15 protein-coding genes are annotated in these 17,281 nt (G+C 69.9%); 5 read left to right on the top strand and 10 right to left on the bottom strand.

The window, feature by feature from the left end; all coding sequences use genetic code 11:
• Nucleotides 1-69 precede the first annotated feature (69 nt).
• From FB561_RS24275 to coaE, 7 genes are all read right to left on the bottom strand, one after another.
• Nucleotides 70-423: an MmcQ/YjbR family DNA-binding protein gene (locus FB561_RS24275; RefSeq protein ID WP_145810582.1), complete on the bottom strand. Its 354-nt coding sequence runs from the start codon at nucleotides 421-423 to the stop codon at nucleotides 70-72.
• Between the two features lie 206 nt (nucleotides 424-629).
• Nucleotides 630-2,735, bottom strand: coding sequence for an excinuclease ABC subunit UvrB (gene uvrB, locus FB561_RS24270; protein ID WP_145810580.1), 2,106 nt, complete (start codon nucleotides 2,733-2,735; stop codon nucleotides 630-632).
• 45 nt (nucleotides 2,736-2,780) lie between these two features.
• Complete coding sequence (locus FB561_RS24265; protein ID WP_145810578.1) at nucleotides 2,781-3,560, bottom strand: hypothetical protein; 780 nt, start codon at nucleotides 3,558-3,560, stop codon at nucleotides 2,781-2,783.
• 43 nt (nucleotides 3,561-3,603) lie between these two features.
• Nucleotides 3,604-4,596, bottom strand: coding sequence for a hypothetical protein (locus FB561_RS24260; RefSeq protein WP_145810576.1), 993 nt, complete (start codon nucleotides 4,594-4,596; stop codon nucleotides 3,604-3,606).
• Nucleotides 4,593-5,690, bottom strand: a complete 1,098-nt coding sequence (locus tag FB561_RS38300; protein WP_202880725.1) for a PT domain-containing protein — start codon at nucleotides 5,688-5,690, stop codon at nucleotides 4,593-4,595. Before FB561_RS38300 ends, FB561_RS24260 begins: the two co-directional genes overlap by 4 nt.
• Nucleotides 5,687-6,856, bottom strand: coding sequence for a PrsW family glutamic-type intramembrane protease (locus FB561_RS24250; protein WP_238335028.1), 1,170 nt, complete (start codon nucleotides 6,854-6,856; stop codon nucleotides 5,687-5,689). Before FB561_RS24250 ends, FB561_RS38300 begins: the two co-directional genes overlap by 4 nt.
• A gap of 174 nt (nucleotides 6,857-7,030) precedes the next feature.
• On the bottom strand, nucleotides 7,031-7,645 hold the full coding sequence (coaE, locus tag FB561_RS24245) for a dephospho-CoA kinase (RefSeq protein WP_145810572.1): 615 nt from the start codon (nucleotides 7,643-7,645) through the stop codon (nucleotides 7,031-7,033).
• A gap of 101 nt (nucleotides 7,646-7,746) precedes the next feature.
• Between coaE and FB561_RS24240 the strand changes: the two genes are divergently transcribed.
• Entirely contained in the window at nucleotides 7,747-10,506 is a 2,760-nt protein-coding gene (locus tag FB561_RS24240; protein WP_170284753.1) for an AfsR/SARP family transcriptional regulator, read from the top strand.
• 100 nt (nucleotides 10,507-10,606) lie between these two features.
• Here FB561_RS24240 and rpsA read toward each other — a convergent pair whose 3' ends face one another.
• Both rpsA and FB561_RS24230 read right to left on the bottom strand, forming a co-directional pair.
• A complete protein-coding gene (rpsA, locus tag FB561_RS24235; RefSeq protein WP_145810569.1) occupies nucleotides 10,607-12,088 on the bottom strand; it encodes a 30S ribosomal protein S1 in 1,482 nt (493 codons plus the stop codon).
• 247 nt (nucleotides 12,089-12,335) lie between these two features.
• A complete protein-coding gene (locus tag FB561_RS24230) occupies nucleotides 12,336-13,241 on the bottom strand; it encodes a phosphotransferase family protein (RefSeq protein ID WP_145810567.1) in 906 nt (301 codons plus the stop codon).
• Between the two features lie 81 nt (nucleotides 13,242-13,322).
• Between FB561_RS24230 and FB561_RS24225 the strand changes: the two genes are divergently transcribed.
• From FB561_RS24225 to FB561_RS24210, 4 genes are all read left to right on the top strand, one after another.
• A complete protein-coding gene (locus tag FB561_RS24225; RefSeq protein ID WP_145810565.1) occupies nucleotides 13,323-13,880 on the top strand; it encodes a TetR/AcrR family transcriptional regulator in 558 nt (185 codons plus the stop codon).
• Nucleotides 13,877-14,431 carry an SRPBCC domain-containing protein gene (locus FB561_RS24220; RefSeq protein ID WP_145810563.1) on the top strand — a complete coding sequence of 185 codons (555 nt, stop codon included), beginning with the start codon at nucleotides 13,877-13,879 and terminating at the stop codon, nucleotides 14,429-14,431. Before FB561_RS24225 ends, FB561_RS24220 begins: the two co-directional genes overlap by 4 nt.
• A gap of 72 nt (nucleotides 14,432-14,503) precedes the next feature.
• Nucleotides 14,504-15,250, top strand: coding sequence for a MerR family transcriptional regulator (locus FB561_RS24215; protein ID WP_145810559.1), 747 nt, complete (start codon nucleotides 14,504-14,506; stop codon nucleotides 15,248-15,250).
• Between the two features lie 49 nt (nucleotides 15,251-15,299).
• On the top strand, nucleotides 15,300-16,091 hold the full coding sequence (locus FB561_RS24210; RefSeq protein WP_145810558.1) for a class I SAM-dependent methyltransferase: 792 nt from the start codon (nucleotides 15,300-15,302) through the stop codon (nucleotides 16,089-16,091).
• 62 nt (nucleotides 16,092-16,153) lie between these two features.
• Here the strand turns inward: FB561_RS24210 and pgfA are convergent, their stop codons facing one another.
• Entirely contained in the window at nucleotides 16,154-17,245 is a 1,092-nt protein-coding gene (gene pgfA / locus FB561_RS24205; RefSeq protein ID WP_145810556.1) for a cell envelope lipid trafficking protein PgfA, read from the bottom strand.
• Between the last annotated feature and the right edge of the window lie 36 nt (nucleotides 17,246-17,281).

The raw sequence follows: 17,281 nt of genomic DNA, 5'->3' as shown, positions 1-17,281 counted from the left end.
AAATCGGCGACCCGGCGCGGCGCTGTCACGATCATCACGGGCCGCAGTGGGAATAACCTCGCTGCGTCATCAGGTTGCAGAAGGCGGACGCCTGCTCTTCGGCAACTTGGCGACCACGGTCGTGTACGAAGCGTCGACGAGTTCGAGAATCTCGTCGTCCGGGACGGCGCCGCCGAGCCGGACCGTGTTCCAGCCGGAGCGGCCGATGTAGGCCATCTTGCTGACGTCGTCCGGGTAGGCGCTGACGAGCTCGTCCGCCTCGTCCCGGTTCGCCCCACACTTGATCCCCACCGCCTCGCCGCCGAGGAACGCGAAGATCTTGTCCCCCACCTTCGCCACCACGTCCCCCTCCCAAGGCTCGTCCCGCCAAGCCCCAGGCATCCCGAGACAATGCTCGAGCAGTTGGTCCCCGCTGAGCCGCATCCACCCTCCTCAGACTCCAGCCAGCATCAACCCGCATACCCGACCCTGTCCACCACACCCGCTGGTCCTACCCGGCGTGGACGTGCAGGTACCGCGCACCCGACTCCTGCCGTACGCCGTGTCCACCTGCACGGACCGCAGACCCGCACGCAGGACGTTGCGCGCGGGCCCGACGGGCTGCTTTGGGCGGCAGATCTACCCCCGGGCTACTTCGCGCCGGCGTTGACCATTTGGCGGAGTTCCTTCTTGAGTTCGCTGATTTCGTCTCGGTAGCGGGCTGCTACTTCGAACTGGAGTTCTGCTGCCGCGTTGTGCATCTGGTCGGTCAGTTGCTGGATGAGATCCGCGAGGTCGCTGGACGGGAGACCGCCGGCCAGTTCCTTCGCCTTCTCGCCGGCCTTCTGCTTGCCGCCACCTGGGACTGGCGCCTTGCCACGGGACTGGGTCCGGCCGCTGCCGAGGAGTTCGGCGGTGTCGGCGTCCTCGCGGGCCAGCATGTCGGTGATGTCGGCGATCTTCTTGCGCAGCGGCTGCGGGTCGACGCCGTTCTCGGTGTTGTAGGCGATCTGCTTCGCGCGGCGCCGGTTGGTCTCGTCGATCGCCTGTTCCATCGACGGGGTGATCTTGTCGGCGTACATGAACACCTGACCGGACACGTTCCGGGCGGCCCGGCCGATCGTCTGGATCAGGGACCGCCCGGACCGCAGGAAGCCCTCCTTGTCGGCGTCCAGGATCGCGACCAGCGACACCTCGGGCAGGTCGAGGCCTTCGCGCAGCAGGTTGATGCCGACCAGGACGTCGAACTCGCCCATCCGCAGCTCACGGAGCAGCTCCACCCGGCGCAGCGTGTCCACCTCGCTGTGCAGGTACCTGGTCCGGATGCCCATTTCGAGCAGGTAGTCGGTCAGGTCCTCGGACATCTTCTTGGTCAGCGTGGTGACCAGGACGCGCTCGTCCCGCTCGACGCGGAGCCGGATCTCGTGGATCAGGTCGTCGATCTGGCCCTTGGTCGGCTTCACGATCACCTCGGGATCGATCAGCCCGGTCGGCCGGATGATCTGCTCGACGAAGCCGTCGGACTTGTCCTGCTCGTACTGGCCCGGGGTCGCGGACAGGTACACCGTCTGGCCGATCCGCTCGAGGAACTCCTCCCAGCGCAGCGGCCGGTTGTCCATCGCGGACGGCAGCCGGAACCCGTGCTCGACCAGGGTCCGCTTCCGGGACATGTCGCCCTCGTACATCCCGCCGATCTGCGGCACGGTGACGTGCGACTCGTCGATGACCAGCAGGAAGTCCTCGGGGAAGTAGTCCAGCAGACAGTGCGGCGCCGTCCCCGCCTCGCGGCCGTCGGTGTGCCGGGAGTAGTTCTCGATCCCGGAGCAGGTGCCGATCTGGCGCATCATCTCGATGTCGTACGTCGTCCGCATCCGCAACCGCTGAGCCTCCAGCAGCTGCCCGTTGCGCTCGAGCTCGGCCAGCCGGTCCGCCAGCTCGGCCTCGATCGAGTTGATCGCGTGCTCCATCTTCTCCGGCGCGGTCACGTAGTGCGTCGCGGCGCCGATGTAGAGCTCGTCCTCCTCGCTCAGCACCTCGCCGGTGACCGGGTGCAGCGTCATCAGCCGCTCGATCTCGTCGCCGAAGAACTCCACCCGGACGGCGAGCTCCTGGTACACCGGGAACACCTCGAGCGTGTCGCCGCGGACCCGGAAGGTCCCCCTGGTCCCGGCCAGGTCGTTGCGCGCGTACTGCACCCCGACGAGCTGGCGGAGCAGCCCGTCGCGGTCCATCTCGCTGCCGACCTTCACGTGGATCATCCGGTTCAGGTACTCGTCGGCGGAGCCCAGGCCGTAGATACAGGACACGGTCGCGACCACGACGACGTCCCGCCGGGTCAGCAGCGACCAGGTCGCCGAGTGCCGGAGCCGCTCGACCTCCTCGTTGATCGAGGAGTCCTTCTCGATGTAGGTGTCCGTCTGCGGGACGTACGCCTCGGGCTGGTAGTAGTCGTAGTACGAGACGAAGTACTCGACCGCGTTCTCCGGGAAGAACTGGCGCAGCTCGTTGGCGAACTGCGCGGCGAGCGTCTTGTTCGGCTGCAGGATCAGCATCGGGCGCTGGATCCGCTCGGCCAGCCAGGCCATCGTCGCCGTCTTACCGGTACCGGTGGCGCCGAGCAGGACGACGTCCTGCTCGCCCGCGTTGATCCGGCGCTCCAGATCGTCGATCGCGGTCGGCTGGTCGCCCGCCGGCTCGAAGTCGGACACCACCTTGAGCGGCGCGACCATCCGCTGCAAATCCGAGACCTGTCTCATGCCACCCACCGTACGGCCCGGTGCCGACAGTTTTCGAACGCCGGGTCAGAAGGAGCGGACCAGGGTCCCGTTCATGTTCAGGATCTCCTGCTTGCGGACCGGCCAGACCTCGCGCTGCAGGGCCGCGTCGGTGGCCGTGGTGAGGCCCTTGTGGTCCTCGAAGGCCTGGACGAACCCGGAGAACACCACCGGCTTCTTGCCCTTCGCCCCCGGCACCACCGCGGAGTAGTTGGTCGCGTAGCAGAGCTTGAGCGCCTTGTTCGGGCACGGACGGTAGCTGCCCTTGCCGATCACCACGTGCTGGAGGTTGTTCGACTCGACGTCGACCAGGTGCTCGGCGAACGCCTTGGCGCCCATCAGCTTGGTCTGCCGGATCCAGAAGAACCCATCGATCGCGCCCGGACGGCCCGGCTCGGGCAGCAGGTAGTTCAGCCCGGACCGCTTCTTGTCCGAGTCCTTCACCCAGCCCTTGGCCGGCGTGAACCAGACCCCGCCGCCGACCTCGACCCCGGTGTCGTACGGGCCCTTGGTGACCGGTGCCTCGGTCGGCTCGGGCGTGGGCGGCGTGTACATCGTGCCGACCGGCTCCGGCGTCACCGTGTCGGTCGCGGACGGTGTCCCGTCCTTCTCGCCGCCGGTGGTGACCAGCAGCACCACACCGGCCGCGATCAGCACCACGGCGAGCGCTGCGCCGCCCATGACGATCCACTGCGTCCGGCGGTTGGACCGGCGACCGGCCGGGCGGAACTGCGGTGGCGGGTAGCCACCGGAACCCCAGCCGCCCTGCGCGGGCGGCTGCTGGGGAGGTCCGTACTGCTGACTCATCTGGGCCTCTCGCACTGTCTGAACGGAAGGGTGGTGCTGGTGGTCAGAGACTGTCGACCACGGACTGCTTCATCGGTGCTGCCTCGGCCTCCGCCTTGGCCGCGTAGTCGGACCGGGACCGGAAGTCGAGCGCGGTGACGACGCCGTCCTTGCGCCGGTACGCCTCCACGTAGCCCTGGACCTTCACCTTGTTGGCGGTGGACGTGTAGGTGATCGCGACGCACTCCACCAAGACGTCCCGCGGGCACGGCAGGTTCCGGACGTTGCCGAGCTGGGCGATCTCGTTCTCGGTCTCGCCCTCGACGATGCCGAGGAGGAACGTCCGCGCCGTGGTGTTCAGCTTCTGCCGGACCCAGAAGAACGCCCGCGGCTCACCGTTCGGCGCGTAGGTGACCAGCTGCTTGCCCTTGGTCTCCTTGGCCAGCACGCTCCAGCCGTTGACCGGGACGACGGACACGCCGTGCTCGACCGGTACCGCGTTCGCAGGCGGCGTGTACGACGAGGCGGGCGGCGTGGTCACCGACACGGACGGGCTCGGCTCCTGCTTCGCGGTGTCGTCTCCCCCGGTGAGCAGGACGAGCGCGACGGCCACCAGCGCGACCACGGCGACCCCTGCGGCGATCGGGATGACCAGCGGCGGTATGGACGGCTTCTTCTTGGCCGGCGGGGGCCGCCGCAACGACGGCGGTCCCACCTTCTCGCCCCACGCCGAACTGGACTCGGTCGCCGGTCCACCGGGACTACCCGAGCCACTCGGCCCGCCACCACTCGGTCCACCCGAACCGGAGCTGTCGCCCCAACCGGACTCGGGCGCACCCGAGCCGGTCGAGGCGCGGCCCCAGCCGGAGTCCGTACCGGGTGAACCCCCGGCGGCGCCGCCGTCCGTCCACGGGGACGGGCGCGGCGGCACCTCGAGGGACCACGGGGAGGGCGGCAGCTCCTGTTCCGGGGCTGCCGCCTCCTCCTCGCCGGAGTCGGTCTTGCGGACCCACGGGTTGCTGGCGCCGCCCTGGTCCTTGTCGCGCTTGTTGTTCACTGGCTCGCAACCACCGACTTCAGCATCGCCGTCGAGTCAGGCTGCAGCGTCTCCGCCTTGTCCTTGCGCCCGTACACCCGGATGATCGTCATCACGCCGTCGTTGCGCTCGACCACGCCGACGAACCCCATCACCGGGAAGCTGCCGTTCTGGCTGGTCGCGGTCGCCTGGAACGCCTGGGTGGTGACCACCTTGACGTCCGTCTTGTCGTCCGGCCCCGGCTTCAGTTCCCTCGGCTGCCCCGACTTGAACCCGCCCGGCGTCGCCTTCTTCTCGATCTCGAGCAGCTGCGGCAGCACCGTCGCGGTGGTCTCGTCCGAGTTCGCCTTGAACGCGTTCACCATGAAGTACGCCTCGCCCTGCTTGAGCAGGTAGACGCCGTTGAACTTGTCCAGCGTCTTGCGGATGTACCCCGGCGCGGGCTTCACGTAGACGCCCTCGCCGACCTCGATGCCCTGGTCCGGGTTCGAGTTCGGGTCCTTGCTCGGGTCGCCGCTGGGCTCACCGGTGGGGTCGCCGCTCGGGTCACCGGTGGGCTGGGTGGTCGGCTGCGGGTCCGGCTGGACGGTGTCGTCCTTGCCGTTGCCGAAGATCAGCGCGAGCACGATGCCGATCACCGCGACGACGACGAGCGCGCCACCGGCGATGAACAGGATCTTGTTGCCGCCCTTGCCGCCGCGCTGGTTCCCGCCGAAGGGCTGCTGCCCCTGCGGACCCCACGGCGGCTGCTGCCCACCCGGGTACTGCTGCTGGCCCGGGTACTGCGACTGCTGCTGACCGGGGTACTGCTGCTGGTACGGCGCCTGCTGCTGACCCTGGTACTGAGGCTGGCCCTGCGGCTGGCCTTGCGGCTGTCCCTGAGGCTGGCCCTGGTACGGCGGTTGTTGCGGGCGGCCCTGGTACGGCGGCTGCTGCTGCGGCGGGTACTGCTGCCCGTAGCCGGGCTGACCCTGCTGGCCGGGCTGACCCTGCGGCTGGCCCTGCTGACCCGGCTGGCCGTAGCCCGGCTGGCCTCCGTACGGCGGCTGGCCCTGCGGCGGCTGGCCCTGCGGCGGGCGTCCACCCTGGCCGTACGGCGGTTGCTGGTTGCTCATGCGTGCGTCTCCCCGGTTCCGTCGAAGCCTGCCGGTGCACTGCCCTGGGCCGTCAGCCCGCGTTCGGACTTCGGCACGGAGCGGACCGAGTTGCCGCAGGCCGAGCAGAAGTCCGAGTGCGGCAGCAACGGCATCTCGCAGCGGGAGCAGAACGCCAGGTCACCGGACGCGTGGTTCGACCCACCGCGCGCGGCCGACTCCAGTGCGGCCTCCAGCAGACCCTTGTGCAGCACCGTGCGGACCAGGATGATCAGCGCGCCGAGCAGCACCAGGCCCCAGACGACCCCGAGCAGCGCGCCGACCGTCGACCCGTGGCCGCCGACGAACCCGAGCAGGTAGACGCCGCCCTGGAAGAGCGCGTTCACCAGGATCGCCTGCAGCAGCCCGACCACCCAGCGCGGGGTGAAGCCGTCGTACTTCTCGCCCAGCCCGGAGAACTCGGCCACCGCGAGCCCGGTCGCCGACCCGTAGATCAGCGGCTTGAGGAAGCCCTGCAGCACGACCACGGAGATCCACGTACCGGCGCTACTGCCCGGTCCGGCGAAGCCGCCGCTGATCCAGCCCCAGTGCAGCACCAGGGTCTCGAAGCAGGCGAACCCGACACCGGCCACCACACCGAAGGTGAAGCCGTCCATCAGGTCGTCGTACCGCGGCCGGGAGGCCAGGTAGATCGGGCCGATCTGCCGGATCAGCTCGGACACCACCGGGACCAGCAGGAGCAGGATCAGCAGATCCCGCCCGGCCGGGCCGCCGTCGTTGCCGCCGAGCGTGTCCGTGGACAGGCCGATCCTGTCGGACCACAACCAGGTGAACACCGCGGCGAGCACACCGGTGAGGAGGAACGCGGCCGCCACCACCGGGATCGGCTCGTCCTCCCACAGGTTCACGTCGTACAGGTAGAGGATGTAGACGATCGGAATCGCGAACGCCGCCACCATGATGGCCACCGGCAACGCGCCGAGCGCCGCGGTGACCACGGTCGCCAGCAGGGCGATGCCGAGCGCCACCTTGTACGTGTACGGCTGCCGGCCGGCACCCTGCGGCATGATCGTCGAGACCAGCTTGAACGAGGCCACCGGCTCGTCCGGCCTCGCGGCGTACGCCTTCTTGCGCTCGGCGTCCCCGGACTGCACGTCGTTGCCACAGTGATGGCAGAAGTGCGACACCTCGGGAACGTCAGAGCTGCAGCGCGGACATTCCACGCCATCCTCCCAATCTTGGCTCGCGGACCGGCGCGTGGATCGCACCGAGGGGTGGTCGGCCAGGTCCGGAGGGGACCGGGCGAACCGGCTGCGATTCTCGTACAGGCCGGCCCGGAAACATCATTTCCCGCGCAGGGGTCACGCTTTCGTGTCCGGACCGTGCCCTGCGCGCGCGGCCAGGTCGGTCCAGAGCGTGTCGATCCGGGCGTCCAGGTCGGCCGGCGAACCGGCGTTGTCGATCACCACGTCCGCGGCCGCCAGCCGCTGGTCGCGGGACGCCTGGCTCGCGATCCGGCTCCGCGCCTCGTCGGCGGCCATCCCCCGGATCGTGGTCAGCCGCTCCACCTGGACCTCGACGGGCACGTCCACGACCAGGACCAGGTCGAACTTCCCCGCCTGCCCGGTCTCCACCAGCAACGGGATGTCGTGCACCACGACCGCGTCGGCCGGCGCCTGCGCCTCGATCTCGGCCGCCCGGGCCCGGACCCGGGGATGGATGATCCCCTCCAGCTTCCGCCGGGCCGCCTCGTCGCCGAACACGAGCTTGCCGACCGCGGGCCGGTCCAGCTCGCCCTCGGGGGTGAGCACGTCGCCGAACGCCGCGACCACCTCGGCCAGCCCGTCGGTCCCCTTCGCGACCACCTCGCGCGCGAGGACGTCCGAGTCGATCACCACGGCACCCCGCTCGGCCAGCCGCGAGGAGACGGCGCTCTTGCCGGATCCGATGCCCCCGGTCAACCCAACTCTTAGCACCGCAGCACAGTACTGTGTGCCGGACGCCGGACGAACTCGGTCCCGGGACCCGGGCCAGGTGACACAGGGATCCGGCCGCGGTGCCGGCGAGGGGTGGTCAGGTGGAGATCCGGCTGCTCGGACCGTTCGAGGTACGCCGCGACGGCGCCCTCGTCGTGGTCCCGACCGGCCGGGTCCGGACCCTGCTGGTGATCCTCGCGCTCGCCGCACCCGACGCGGTCAGCGCGGACGCGATCGGCCGGCGGTTGTGGGGCGAGGAGCCGCCCGAGAATCTCCGGGCCAGCCTGCAGACCCTGGCGGCCCGGCTCCGGCGGGTGATCGGCCCCTTGGTGACGTTCGAGCCGGCCGCCGACGGGTATCAGCTGGCGATCGACCCGGACCGGGTGGACGCGACCCGCTTCCTCCGGCTGATCGAGTCGGCGAGTGGAACCGGCGAGCGGGCGCGGTTGGCCGAGGCGCTCGGGCTGTGGCGCGGTGAGCCGTTCGGCGGGATGGGCTCGGACTGGCTGGCGCAGGTCCCGAAGTCGCGGCTCGTCGAGGCATACCTGGCCGCGGTGGAGCGCCGCGTCGACCTGGATCTCGCGGCCGGCCAGGTGGACGCCGTGCTGCCCGAGCTGCGGCAGCTCACCGCCGACCACCCGCTCCGCGAACCGCTGTGGCACCGGCTCCTGACCGCCCTGTACCGCTCCGGTCGCCCGGCCGAGGCACTGGTCTCCTACGACGAACTGCGCCGCCGGCTGGCCGACGAGCTCGGCGTCGACCCGGCCCCCGAACTGCGCCGCCTGCACGCCGAGTTGCTGGCGGCAACCGAATCACCGATGTCGCGGACACCCGGCGGTACCGCCAAACCACGACAGCTCCCGCCCGCACCTCGGCACTTCACCGGCCGCGATGCCGCGCTGGCCGAGCTGGACCAGGTCAGCCGGTCGGCCCGGGAGGCGGGCGGCGTGACGATCGCGGCGATCCACGGCCAGGGTGGAGTCGGCAAGACCGCGCTCGCCTTGTACTGGGCGCATCGGGCGGCCGGCGAGTTCCCGGACGGTCAGCTCTACCTGGACCTGGAGGGATTCGGTCCCGGGGCTCCGATGACGACCGAGCTGGCCCTGGAGTTGTTGCTGCGCAGCCTCGGCGTACCGGGCGCGCACCTGCCTGACAGCGGTACGGCTCGCACCGCGTTGCTGCGGACGCTGCTCGCCGATCGCCGGATCCTCCTCGTCCTCGACAACGCGCGCGACGCCGAGCAGGTACGGCCGTTGCTGCCGGGATCCGCCGGGCTGGTCCTGATCACGAGCCGCAGCCGACTTCGGTCCCTCGCCGCGCGGGAAGGGGCGCATCGCCTGCCGTTGGAGCGGTTCACCGACGCCGACGCGGCCCAGTACCTGACGGCCACCTTCGACCAGCATCGCGTTCCCTCCGTACCGACCGAGCTCGCCGAGTTGGCGGCGTTGTGCGGGCATCTCCCCCTCGCCTTGGCGATCGCGGCCGAGCGGGCGACCCGGACGGTTTCGACCGGTCTGCGCGACGTCCTCGAGGAACTGCGCAACCACCCGGATCGGCTCAAGCTGCTCGACGTCGGCGAGGACGACGACGGCGCCCTGCGGGTGGTGTTCGACTGGTCGTACGAGGTCCTCGATCCGGCCGAGGCCAGGATGTTCCGGCTGCTCGGACTCCATCCGGTCCAGGAGCTCGGTCCGCACGCGGCGGCGGCGCTGGCCGCGGTGTCGGAGAAGGAGGCGCAGCGGCTGCTCGACGAACTGGTCGCCGTGCATCTCGTCGAGCCGCAGGACACCCGGTACCGCCTGCACGACCTGCTCCGGGTGTACTCGATCGGGCTGGCCGAGCAGCTCGGGACGGCCGCCGAACGCGGCGACGCGCGAGCCCGGATCTTCGACTGGTACGCGCAGTCCGCCTTGAACGGCAAGGTCGCCCTGGAACGGTCCCAACCGCTGATCGACTTCGGCGAACCACTGCCCGGCGTCCGGCCGCTGACCTTCGACGACGCCGCGGACGCCGCCGCGTGGTTCACCGCCGAACGGCGCGGCCTCGTCGCGGCCGCGTACGAAGCGGCCCGGCTCGGGGACGACCGGGCGGCGTACCGGATCGCGATCGCGTTGTGGCCGTACCTCATCTACATCCGCGCCCTCGACGAGCTCTTCGACCTGCAGGCGCTCGCGGTCGAAGCGGCCGGCCGGACCGGCGACCTCGCGGGTCAGGCGGTCGCGGCGAACGGACTTGGCGGCGCGCACCTGCACCGCCGCGACTTCGGCAACGCGGCCGAGCAGTTGCGGAACGCCCTGCGCCTGTTCGAGCAGCTCGGCGACGAACGCGGACGCGGGGCCACGCTGACCGATCTCGCCCGGATGCACCGGTGGGCGGGTGAGCCGGAGGAGGCGATCCGGCAGCACCAGCGCGCGATCGACGTGCTGGCGGCGTTCGACGACGACGTGGAGGTGGCCCGGAACTACTCCGGTCTGGCGTCGGCCCAACTCGCCGTGGGACGCGCTCGGGAAGCCGTCGGCGCGGCCGGCCACGCGGTCCGGCTCAATCGGAGCAGCGGCGAACGGCGGGCGGAGGCGTTCTCCCTCGACACCTTGGCCGGTGCGTTGCTCGCCGCCGGGGAACTCACCGAGGCGGTCCGGCACTATCAGGAGGCGCTGGCGCTCAGCCGCGAACTCAACGACCGGTGGGGCGAGGTCAGCTCGCTGGTCAATCTCGGCCGTGCCCTCCGCGACAGCGACAACCTCGCCAACGCCCACGAGCACTGGCGGCTCGCGCTCGGCATCCTCACCGAGACCGGCCTGCCGGGCACGCCCACCCTGGACCAGCAGACGGTCGAGGACCTGCTCGCCGGCCGGAGCTGACCGGTTCGGTCAGCAGACCGGCAGACCACCGGACCCGGACAAAGGCGAGGCCCCCGCACCCAGTACGGGGGTGCGGGGGCCTCGGGTCCTACTCGGCAGGTCAGCCCTGGCCGGTCAGCTTCTCACGCAGCGCCTGCAGCGCCTCGTCGGAAGCCAGCGCGCCCTCGGCGGGCGTGTTGTCGTTGACCGGAGCCGCGGACGAGGAGTACGACGACGCCTCGCCGGCCTCGACGTCGGCCGACTTGGCCTCCTCGATCTGCTTCTTGTGGGCCTCCCAGCGCGTGTGGGCCTCGGCGTACTGCCGCTCCCACTCCTCGCGCTGAGCGTCGAAGCCCTCGAGCCACTCGCCGGTCTCCGGGTCGAAGCCCTCGGGGTAGATGTAGTTGCCGTCCTTGTCGTACGTCGCCGCCATGCCGTAGAGCGTGGGGTCGAAGTCGTCCGACACGGGGTCGACACCCTCGTTCGCCTGCTTCAGCGACAGCGAGATCCGGCGACGCTCCAGGTCGATGTCGATGATCTTGACCATGACGTCGTCGTTGACCTGGACGACCTGCTCCGGGATCTCGACGTGCCGCTCGGCCAGCTCGGAGATGTGCACCAGACCCTCGATGCCCTCCTCCACGCGGACGAACGCACCGAACGGAACCAGCTTGGTGACCTTGCCGGGCACGATCTGGCCCATCTGGTGGGTCCGGGCGAACTGCTGCCACGGGTCTTCCTGGGTCGCCTTCAGCGACAGCGAGACGCGCTCGCGGTCCATGTCGACGTCCAGCACCTCGACGGTGACCTCCTGGCCGACCTCGACGACCTCGGTCGGGTGGTCGATGTGCTTCCAGGACAGCTCCGAGACGTGCACCAGGCCGTCGACGCCGCCGAGGTCCACGAACGCACCGAAGTTGACGATCGAGGAGACGACACCCTTGCGGATCTGGCCCTTCTGCAGCTGGGTGAGGAAGTTCATCCGCACCTCGGACTGCGTCTGCTCCAGCCACGCCCGGCGGGACAGGACCACGTTGTTGCGGTTCTTGTCCAGCTCGATGATCTTGGCCTCGATCTCCTGGCCGACGTACGGCTGAAGGTCGCGGACCCGGCGCATCTCGACGAGCGAGGCCGGCAGGAAGCCACGGAGGCCGATGTCGAGGATGAGTCCACCCTTGACGACCTCGATGACGGTACCGGTGACGACGCCGTCCTCTTCCTTGATCTTCTCGATCGTGCCCCAGGCCTTCTCGTACTGGGCGCGCTTCTTCGAGAGGATCAGGCGACCTTCCTTGTCCTCCTTCTGGAGAACCAGGGCCTCGACGTGGTCGCCGACGTTGACGACCTCGTTCGGGTCGACGTCGTGCTTGATCGACAGCTCGCGCGAGGGGATGACGCCTTCGGTCTTGTAACCGATGTCGAGCAGGACCTCGTCCCGGTCGACCTTGACGATGGTGCCCTCGACGATGTCGCCGTCGTTGAAGTACTTGATGGTCTGATCGATCGCCGCGAGGAAGTCTTCCTCCGACCCGATGTCATTGACCGCTACCTGCGGGGTGTTGCGCACTGCGGGGTCGAGAGGTGCCTCGATGCTGGCCGTCATGTGGTGGGTTGCTCCGTGGGCTGATGGTGTCGTGCGGGTGCGTCATGGACCTTTGATCGCACCAAACGCTGGGTTGCCTGACCGAACAGAATCACCACCGACTGCTGCGAGCACGGGCCTGCTCCGTCCGAGGTCGCGCGGGCCCATAGCGCATCTCACAGAATACGGGTATTGACGAAGGCAGCACAACCCGGGGCACCCGGGCATACCGGCCGCCCGCCGAGGTCGCTCGACGTGCTCACTGCTCTCAATGTACGACGTCGAGGTCCGGGCGGCCTCCGGACAGGTCGCCCGTGTCGGCGATCCGCCGGATCAGGTCGTGCGCGGCGGTGGTCACCGGGTTCTGCCCCGAGCGGGCCGCGAGGTCGAACAGCGCCCACAGATCCGCCGCCCGGCCCCGCTCCTCGAGCCGGTCCCCGAGCCCGGGCGCCCCGGCCCGGACGACGCGGAGTACCGCGGAGCCGAGCACCGGGTCGGTACAGAAACGCAGCACGTTCCCCAGGTCGGTGTACGGCGAGCCGGCGTGGGCGAACTCCCAGTCGATCAGCCCGGTGAGCTCGGCGGTCTCCGGATCGACGAGCAGGTTCTTCGGGTTGAAGTCGCTGTGGACCAGGCAGATCCGGTCCGCGCCGGTCGCCTCGAGGTCACCGATCCGGTCGATCACCCCGGTCAGCGACTCCACCTGGTCCCGGGCCAGGCCGAGGTCCTCGACCTTGGTGTGGAACCAGCGCAGCAGGTCGCTCTCGAACGACCGGATCTCCAGGTCGGGACCGGAGAACTCGCCGTACCGCAGGAACGGCATCCCGCTCAGCCGGACCAGCAGTTCGCCGAGCTGCTCCCCCACCTTCCCCCGCTCGTCGTCACCCGCGGTCTCGAGGTACCGCTCCAGGTTGATCCCCGGCAGCCGCTCGGTGAGCACATAAGGCGGGGCACCCTCCAGGTCGGGCTCCGGCATCGCGTCCAGGACTCGCGGCACCGGCAACAACCCACGAACCAGCCGCAGCAACGCCATGTCGACCACGGCCCGCTCCGGATGCCGCACGTACAACCGCAGCACCGCGTCCTCGCCGGCCGCGCTCACGGCGTACGTCTCCCCGCCGTAGCCACCCGTCAGCGGTACCGCGCTCGCCGCGATCGCCTCGAACCCGTCCATTCGCGCATCCTGCCCCATTCCCCCGACAGTTCGATTACGCTACTCTTGTTTCGAAACACCCGTAGCGGAAAGAAGGCGGACATGGTCAGGCCCAGGGACATGGCGGTCGACGGCAAGGTGCTAGCCGCGGCCGGCGAGGAGCTCCGGCACCGCGGGTACGACGGGCTGTCGATCGACCGGGTCGCCGAGCGGGCCGGGGTCGCCAAGACCACCATCTACCGGCGCTGGCCGTCGAAGGCCGAGCTGGTCGTCGCCCTGATCGCCCACCTGCGCGAGGACGTACCGTTCGCGCCGACCGACGATCCACGCGGCGACCTGACCAATCTGGTCGCCACGATCGCCGCCGGCCTCGCCGCCACTCCCCCCGCCCTGGTCGCCGATCTCGCCGCCGCGGCCGCCCGCGAACCGCGCGTCGGCGACCGGGTCCGCGCCCTCTGGGCCGAGCGGCACGCCGCCGTCACCGCCGTCGTCGCGAACGCCCAGCAGCAAGGGCTCGTCCTCGACCACGTCGCCCCCGAGACCCTCGTCGACCAACTGGTCGGCCCCCTGTACTACCGGCTCCTCGTCACGGGTGAGCCGCTCTCCGCCGACTACGCCAGGACGCTGGTCGACAGCGTGCTGGGCAAGGAGCCCCGATGACCGTCACCGCATCCACCCCGAAGAAGCCCATCACCAAGAAGAAGCGCCGCCGCCTGCTGATCGGCCTCGGCGCCGCGCTCGTCGTCCTGATCGGGTACTCCACGTACGCGATCGCCAGGCCGACCGTGCTGCACACCGAGATCGAGATCGACGCGAGCCCGGACGCGGTCTGGCGCGTCCTGGCCGACCGGGCGGCGTACCCGGACTGGAACCCGTTCATGGTCCGCTCGACCGGCGATCTCGTCGTCGGCAACGTCATCAGCAACACGCTGCGCGACACCAACGGCAAGGAGACCACGTTCGACCCGGAACTGCTCGCGGTCGAGCCGGGCAAGGAACTGCGCTGGATCGGCAGCGTCGGGTTCGGCGGCATCTTCGACGGCGAGCACGCGTTCCGGATCGAACCGCTGCCGGGCGGCCGGTCCAAGCTCGTCCAGGAGGAGGTCTTCCGCGGCGTCGCGGTCCCGTTCACCGCGGGCATGCTGCGCGACACCATCGAGCCGCAGTTCCACGCGATGAACCGGGCGCTCGCCGAGCAGGCCACGAAATAGGTTTGAAGTTGACGTAGCGACAACCTCTAGCGTCGGACCCGTCAGTCGATGGAGCGAGACGGGAGAACTGTGGTGGCCTGGTCGATCGCCGAGGTGGCCAAGGCGTCCGGCGTGACTTCGCGGACGCTGCGGCACTACCACGCGATCGGGCTGCTCGTGCCGGCCCGCACCGCGCCGAACGGCCGCCGGTACTACGCCGAAGAACAGCTGCTCACGTTGCAGCAGATCCTGCTGCTCCGCGATCTCGGGCTCGGCCTGGACGTGGTCGCCGAGGTGATCGCGCACCGCAGTACCGGCGACACGATCGCGGTGCTCGGCCGGCACAAGGAGTGGCTGCTGAAGGAACAGCAGCGGCTCGCCCACCTGGTCCGGACCGTCGACCGCACCATCGAGAGCATCAGAGAAGGAGGAGAAGTGACGCCGGAGAAGGTGTTCGAGGGATTCGAGCACAACCCGTACGAGGCCGAGGCGCGCGAGCGCTGGGGCGACGCGGCCGTCGACGCGAGCCGGGAGCGGATGCGCGGCTGGTCCGAGTCGGACGCCGAGAAGGCGCGCACCGGGTACCCGAAGGTGCACGAGGGGCTCGCGGCCCTGCGGGCGGAAGGAGCCGACGTGTCCGACCCGAGCGTGCAGGAGCTGATCCAGTTCCACTACGAGGTGACGTGTCTGTTCTGGACGCCGAACCGGGAGGCGTACAAGGGCCTCGGGCAGTTGTACGTCGACGACCCGCGGTTCCACGACGCCATCGGCGACGGCGGCGTGACCGAGTACCTGCGGGACGCGATGACCGTCTATGCCGACACCCGGCTGGACGGGTAACACCTACCGGTCTCGGGGGCTGCAGACCCCGGGACGCTAGGGTGACGGCGTGGTCGAGCCGCAGCGGATCGAGCTCACCGAAGCTCAGACATCCCACGCCAGCCGGACCTACTGGGACTCGGCAGCCGAGGAGTACCTGGCCGAGCACGGCGACTTCCTCGGCGACGACCGGTTCGTCTGGTGTCCCGAAGGGGTCGACGAGGAACACGCCCGACTGCTCGGCAGTACCCGCGGCCGGCGCGTCCTCGAAGTCGGGTGCGGTGCCGCGCAGTGCTCACGGTGGCTGAGCAAGCAGGGCGCCGACGTGGTCGCGTTCGACATCTCCCCCGAACAGCTCCGGATCGGCAAGGACCTCGACCGGCGCACCGGTACGTCGGTCCGTACCGTGGCCGCTGACGCGGTCGCCATCCCGTTCCGCGACGCCGCCTTCGACATCGTCTGCTCGGCCTTCGGCGCACTCCCGTTCGTCGCCGACGCCGAGGCCGCGCTGACCGAGATCGCGCGGGTGCTCAAACCCCAGGGGCTGCTGGTGTTCTCGGTCACCCACCCGATCCGCTGGAGCCTGCCGGACGATCCCACCCCGGCCGGACTGCGGATCAATCACTCGTACTTCGACCGCACGCCCTACGTCGAGGTCGACGACCACGACGTCCCCGTCTACGCCGAGCACCACCGCACCCTGGGCGACTGGGTCCGGGCGCTCACCGGGGCCGGGTTCGTGGTGGACGACCTGCTCGAACCGGAGTGGCCGGCCGGGCACGACCTGGTCTGGGGCGGCTGGGGACCGGACCGCGGCCGGCTCATTCCCGGCACCGCGATCTGGTCCGCCCACAAAGCCTGACCTCGGCCTGACCTCGTCCCGACGCCGGCCCGACGCCGGCCAGACGCCGGCCAGACGTCAGGTCAGCCGGACGCAGGACGTCGCCGGATCGAGAGCACGACCACCAGGCCGAGCAGCAGCAGCCCGACGACCAGCGCGACCAGCGGGACCCAGAAGCCGATCAGCTGGAGCTGGGCCGCCTTGTCCTGGTACCCGCCCTCGTCCCGGCCGTTCTCCCGGGCGCCTTCGATGTTCTTCTTCACCGTGGCGTCGTCGTACGCGATCGTCACCCGGGTCGCGGTGACCTTGGCGTCGCCCTGGTAGTCGAGGGTGGCGAGCTGTTGCTCCTGGCCCTTGATGATCGCGCCGGTGACCGGTTCGATCCACAGCGTCCGGGTGTTCTGGTAGCTGCGCTGCACCTCGACGGAGTCCAGGCCCTGTTCGCCGACCAGCTTGCCGGGGACGAGCAGCGGCTTGGCCTGCGGCAGGTCCTGCTTCGGCACGTCCTGCTCGAACACGTACACCTTCAGCCCGTTCAGCTCCGCCTCGCGCTTGAACGAGATCGGGTACGCCTTGCGGGTGGTGGTGTCCCAGAATTTGTACGTCTTCTTCTCGGTGCCGAACGGGAACTTCAGCACCAGGCCCTCGTGTCCCTGGAAGAACGGGCTGCCCTCCTCGGGCTTCAGCCGGTCCTCGGGCTTCAGCGTGGTGGTGATGTACTCCCCGCTGTTGTCGCCCGGGTCGCTCGGGTTCCAGCGCACCGCCTCACCGGTGTGCGCGTCCAGGACGACCCGCTCCTGCACGAAGCTCAACGGCGCGAGCTCGGTCTTGGCCGCGTCCTTCGTCGTGTCGTCGGGGAACTTGTAGTCCTTCGAGTCGTCGGTCACGACGGCGGTGTCGAAGACGACCACGTCCCGGCCGAGCGCCTTGCCGATCCGCTCGGCGGCGACCACGTCACCGCGGACCGTCCGCCGCGACTCCAGCTCGACGCCAGTCTTCTCGGCCAGGTCGGCCACGCTGAAGATGGTGGCGTCCGCCCCCACGGACACCGTGTGCGCGACCTGGTCCGCAGGCGCGACGGCAAGCGTCGGATAGGCGTAGAACTTGGCGAGTACGGCCACCCCGACGAAGAAGATCCCCAGTGCGATCACCAGGGCCCTACTGCGATTCCCCACGACATCCCCTCCCGGTCTGTCCGCGGGACGCTACCA

The sequence above is a fragment of the Kribbella amoyensis genome (genome assembly GCF_007828865.1).
GTDB classification, from domain to species: Bacteria; Actinomycetota; Actinomycetes; order Propionibacteriales; family Kribbellaceae; genus Kribbella; species Kribbella amoyensis.
The sequence above is the reverse complement of the archived record's forward strand: the minus strand, read 5'-3'. Positions and strand labels throughout refer to the sequence as shown.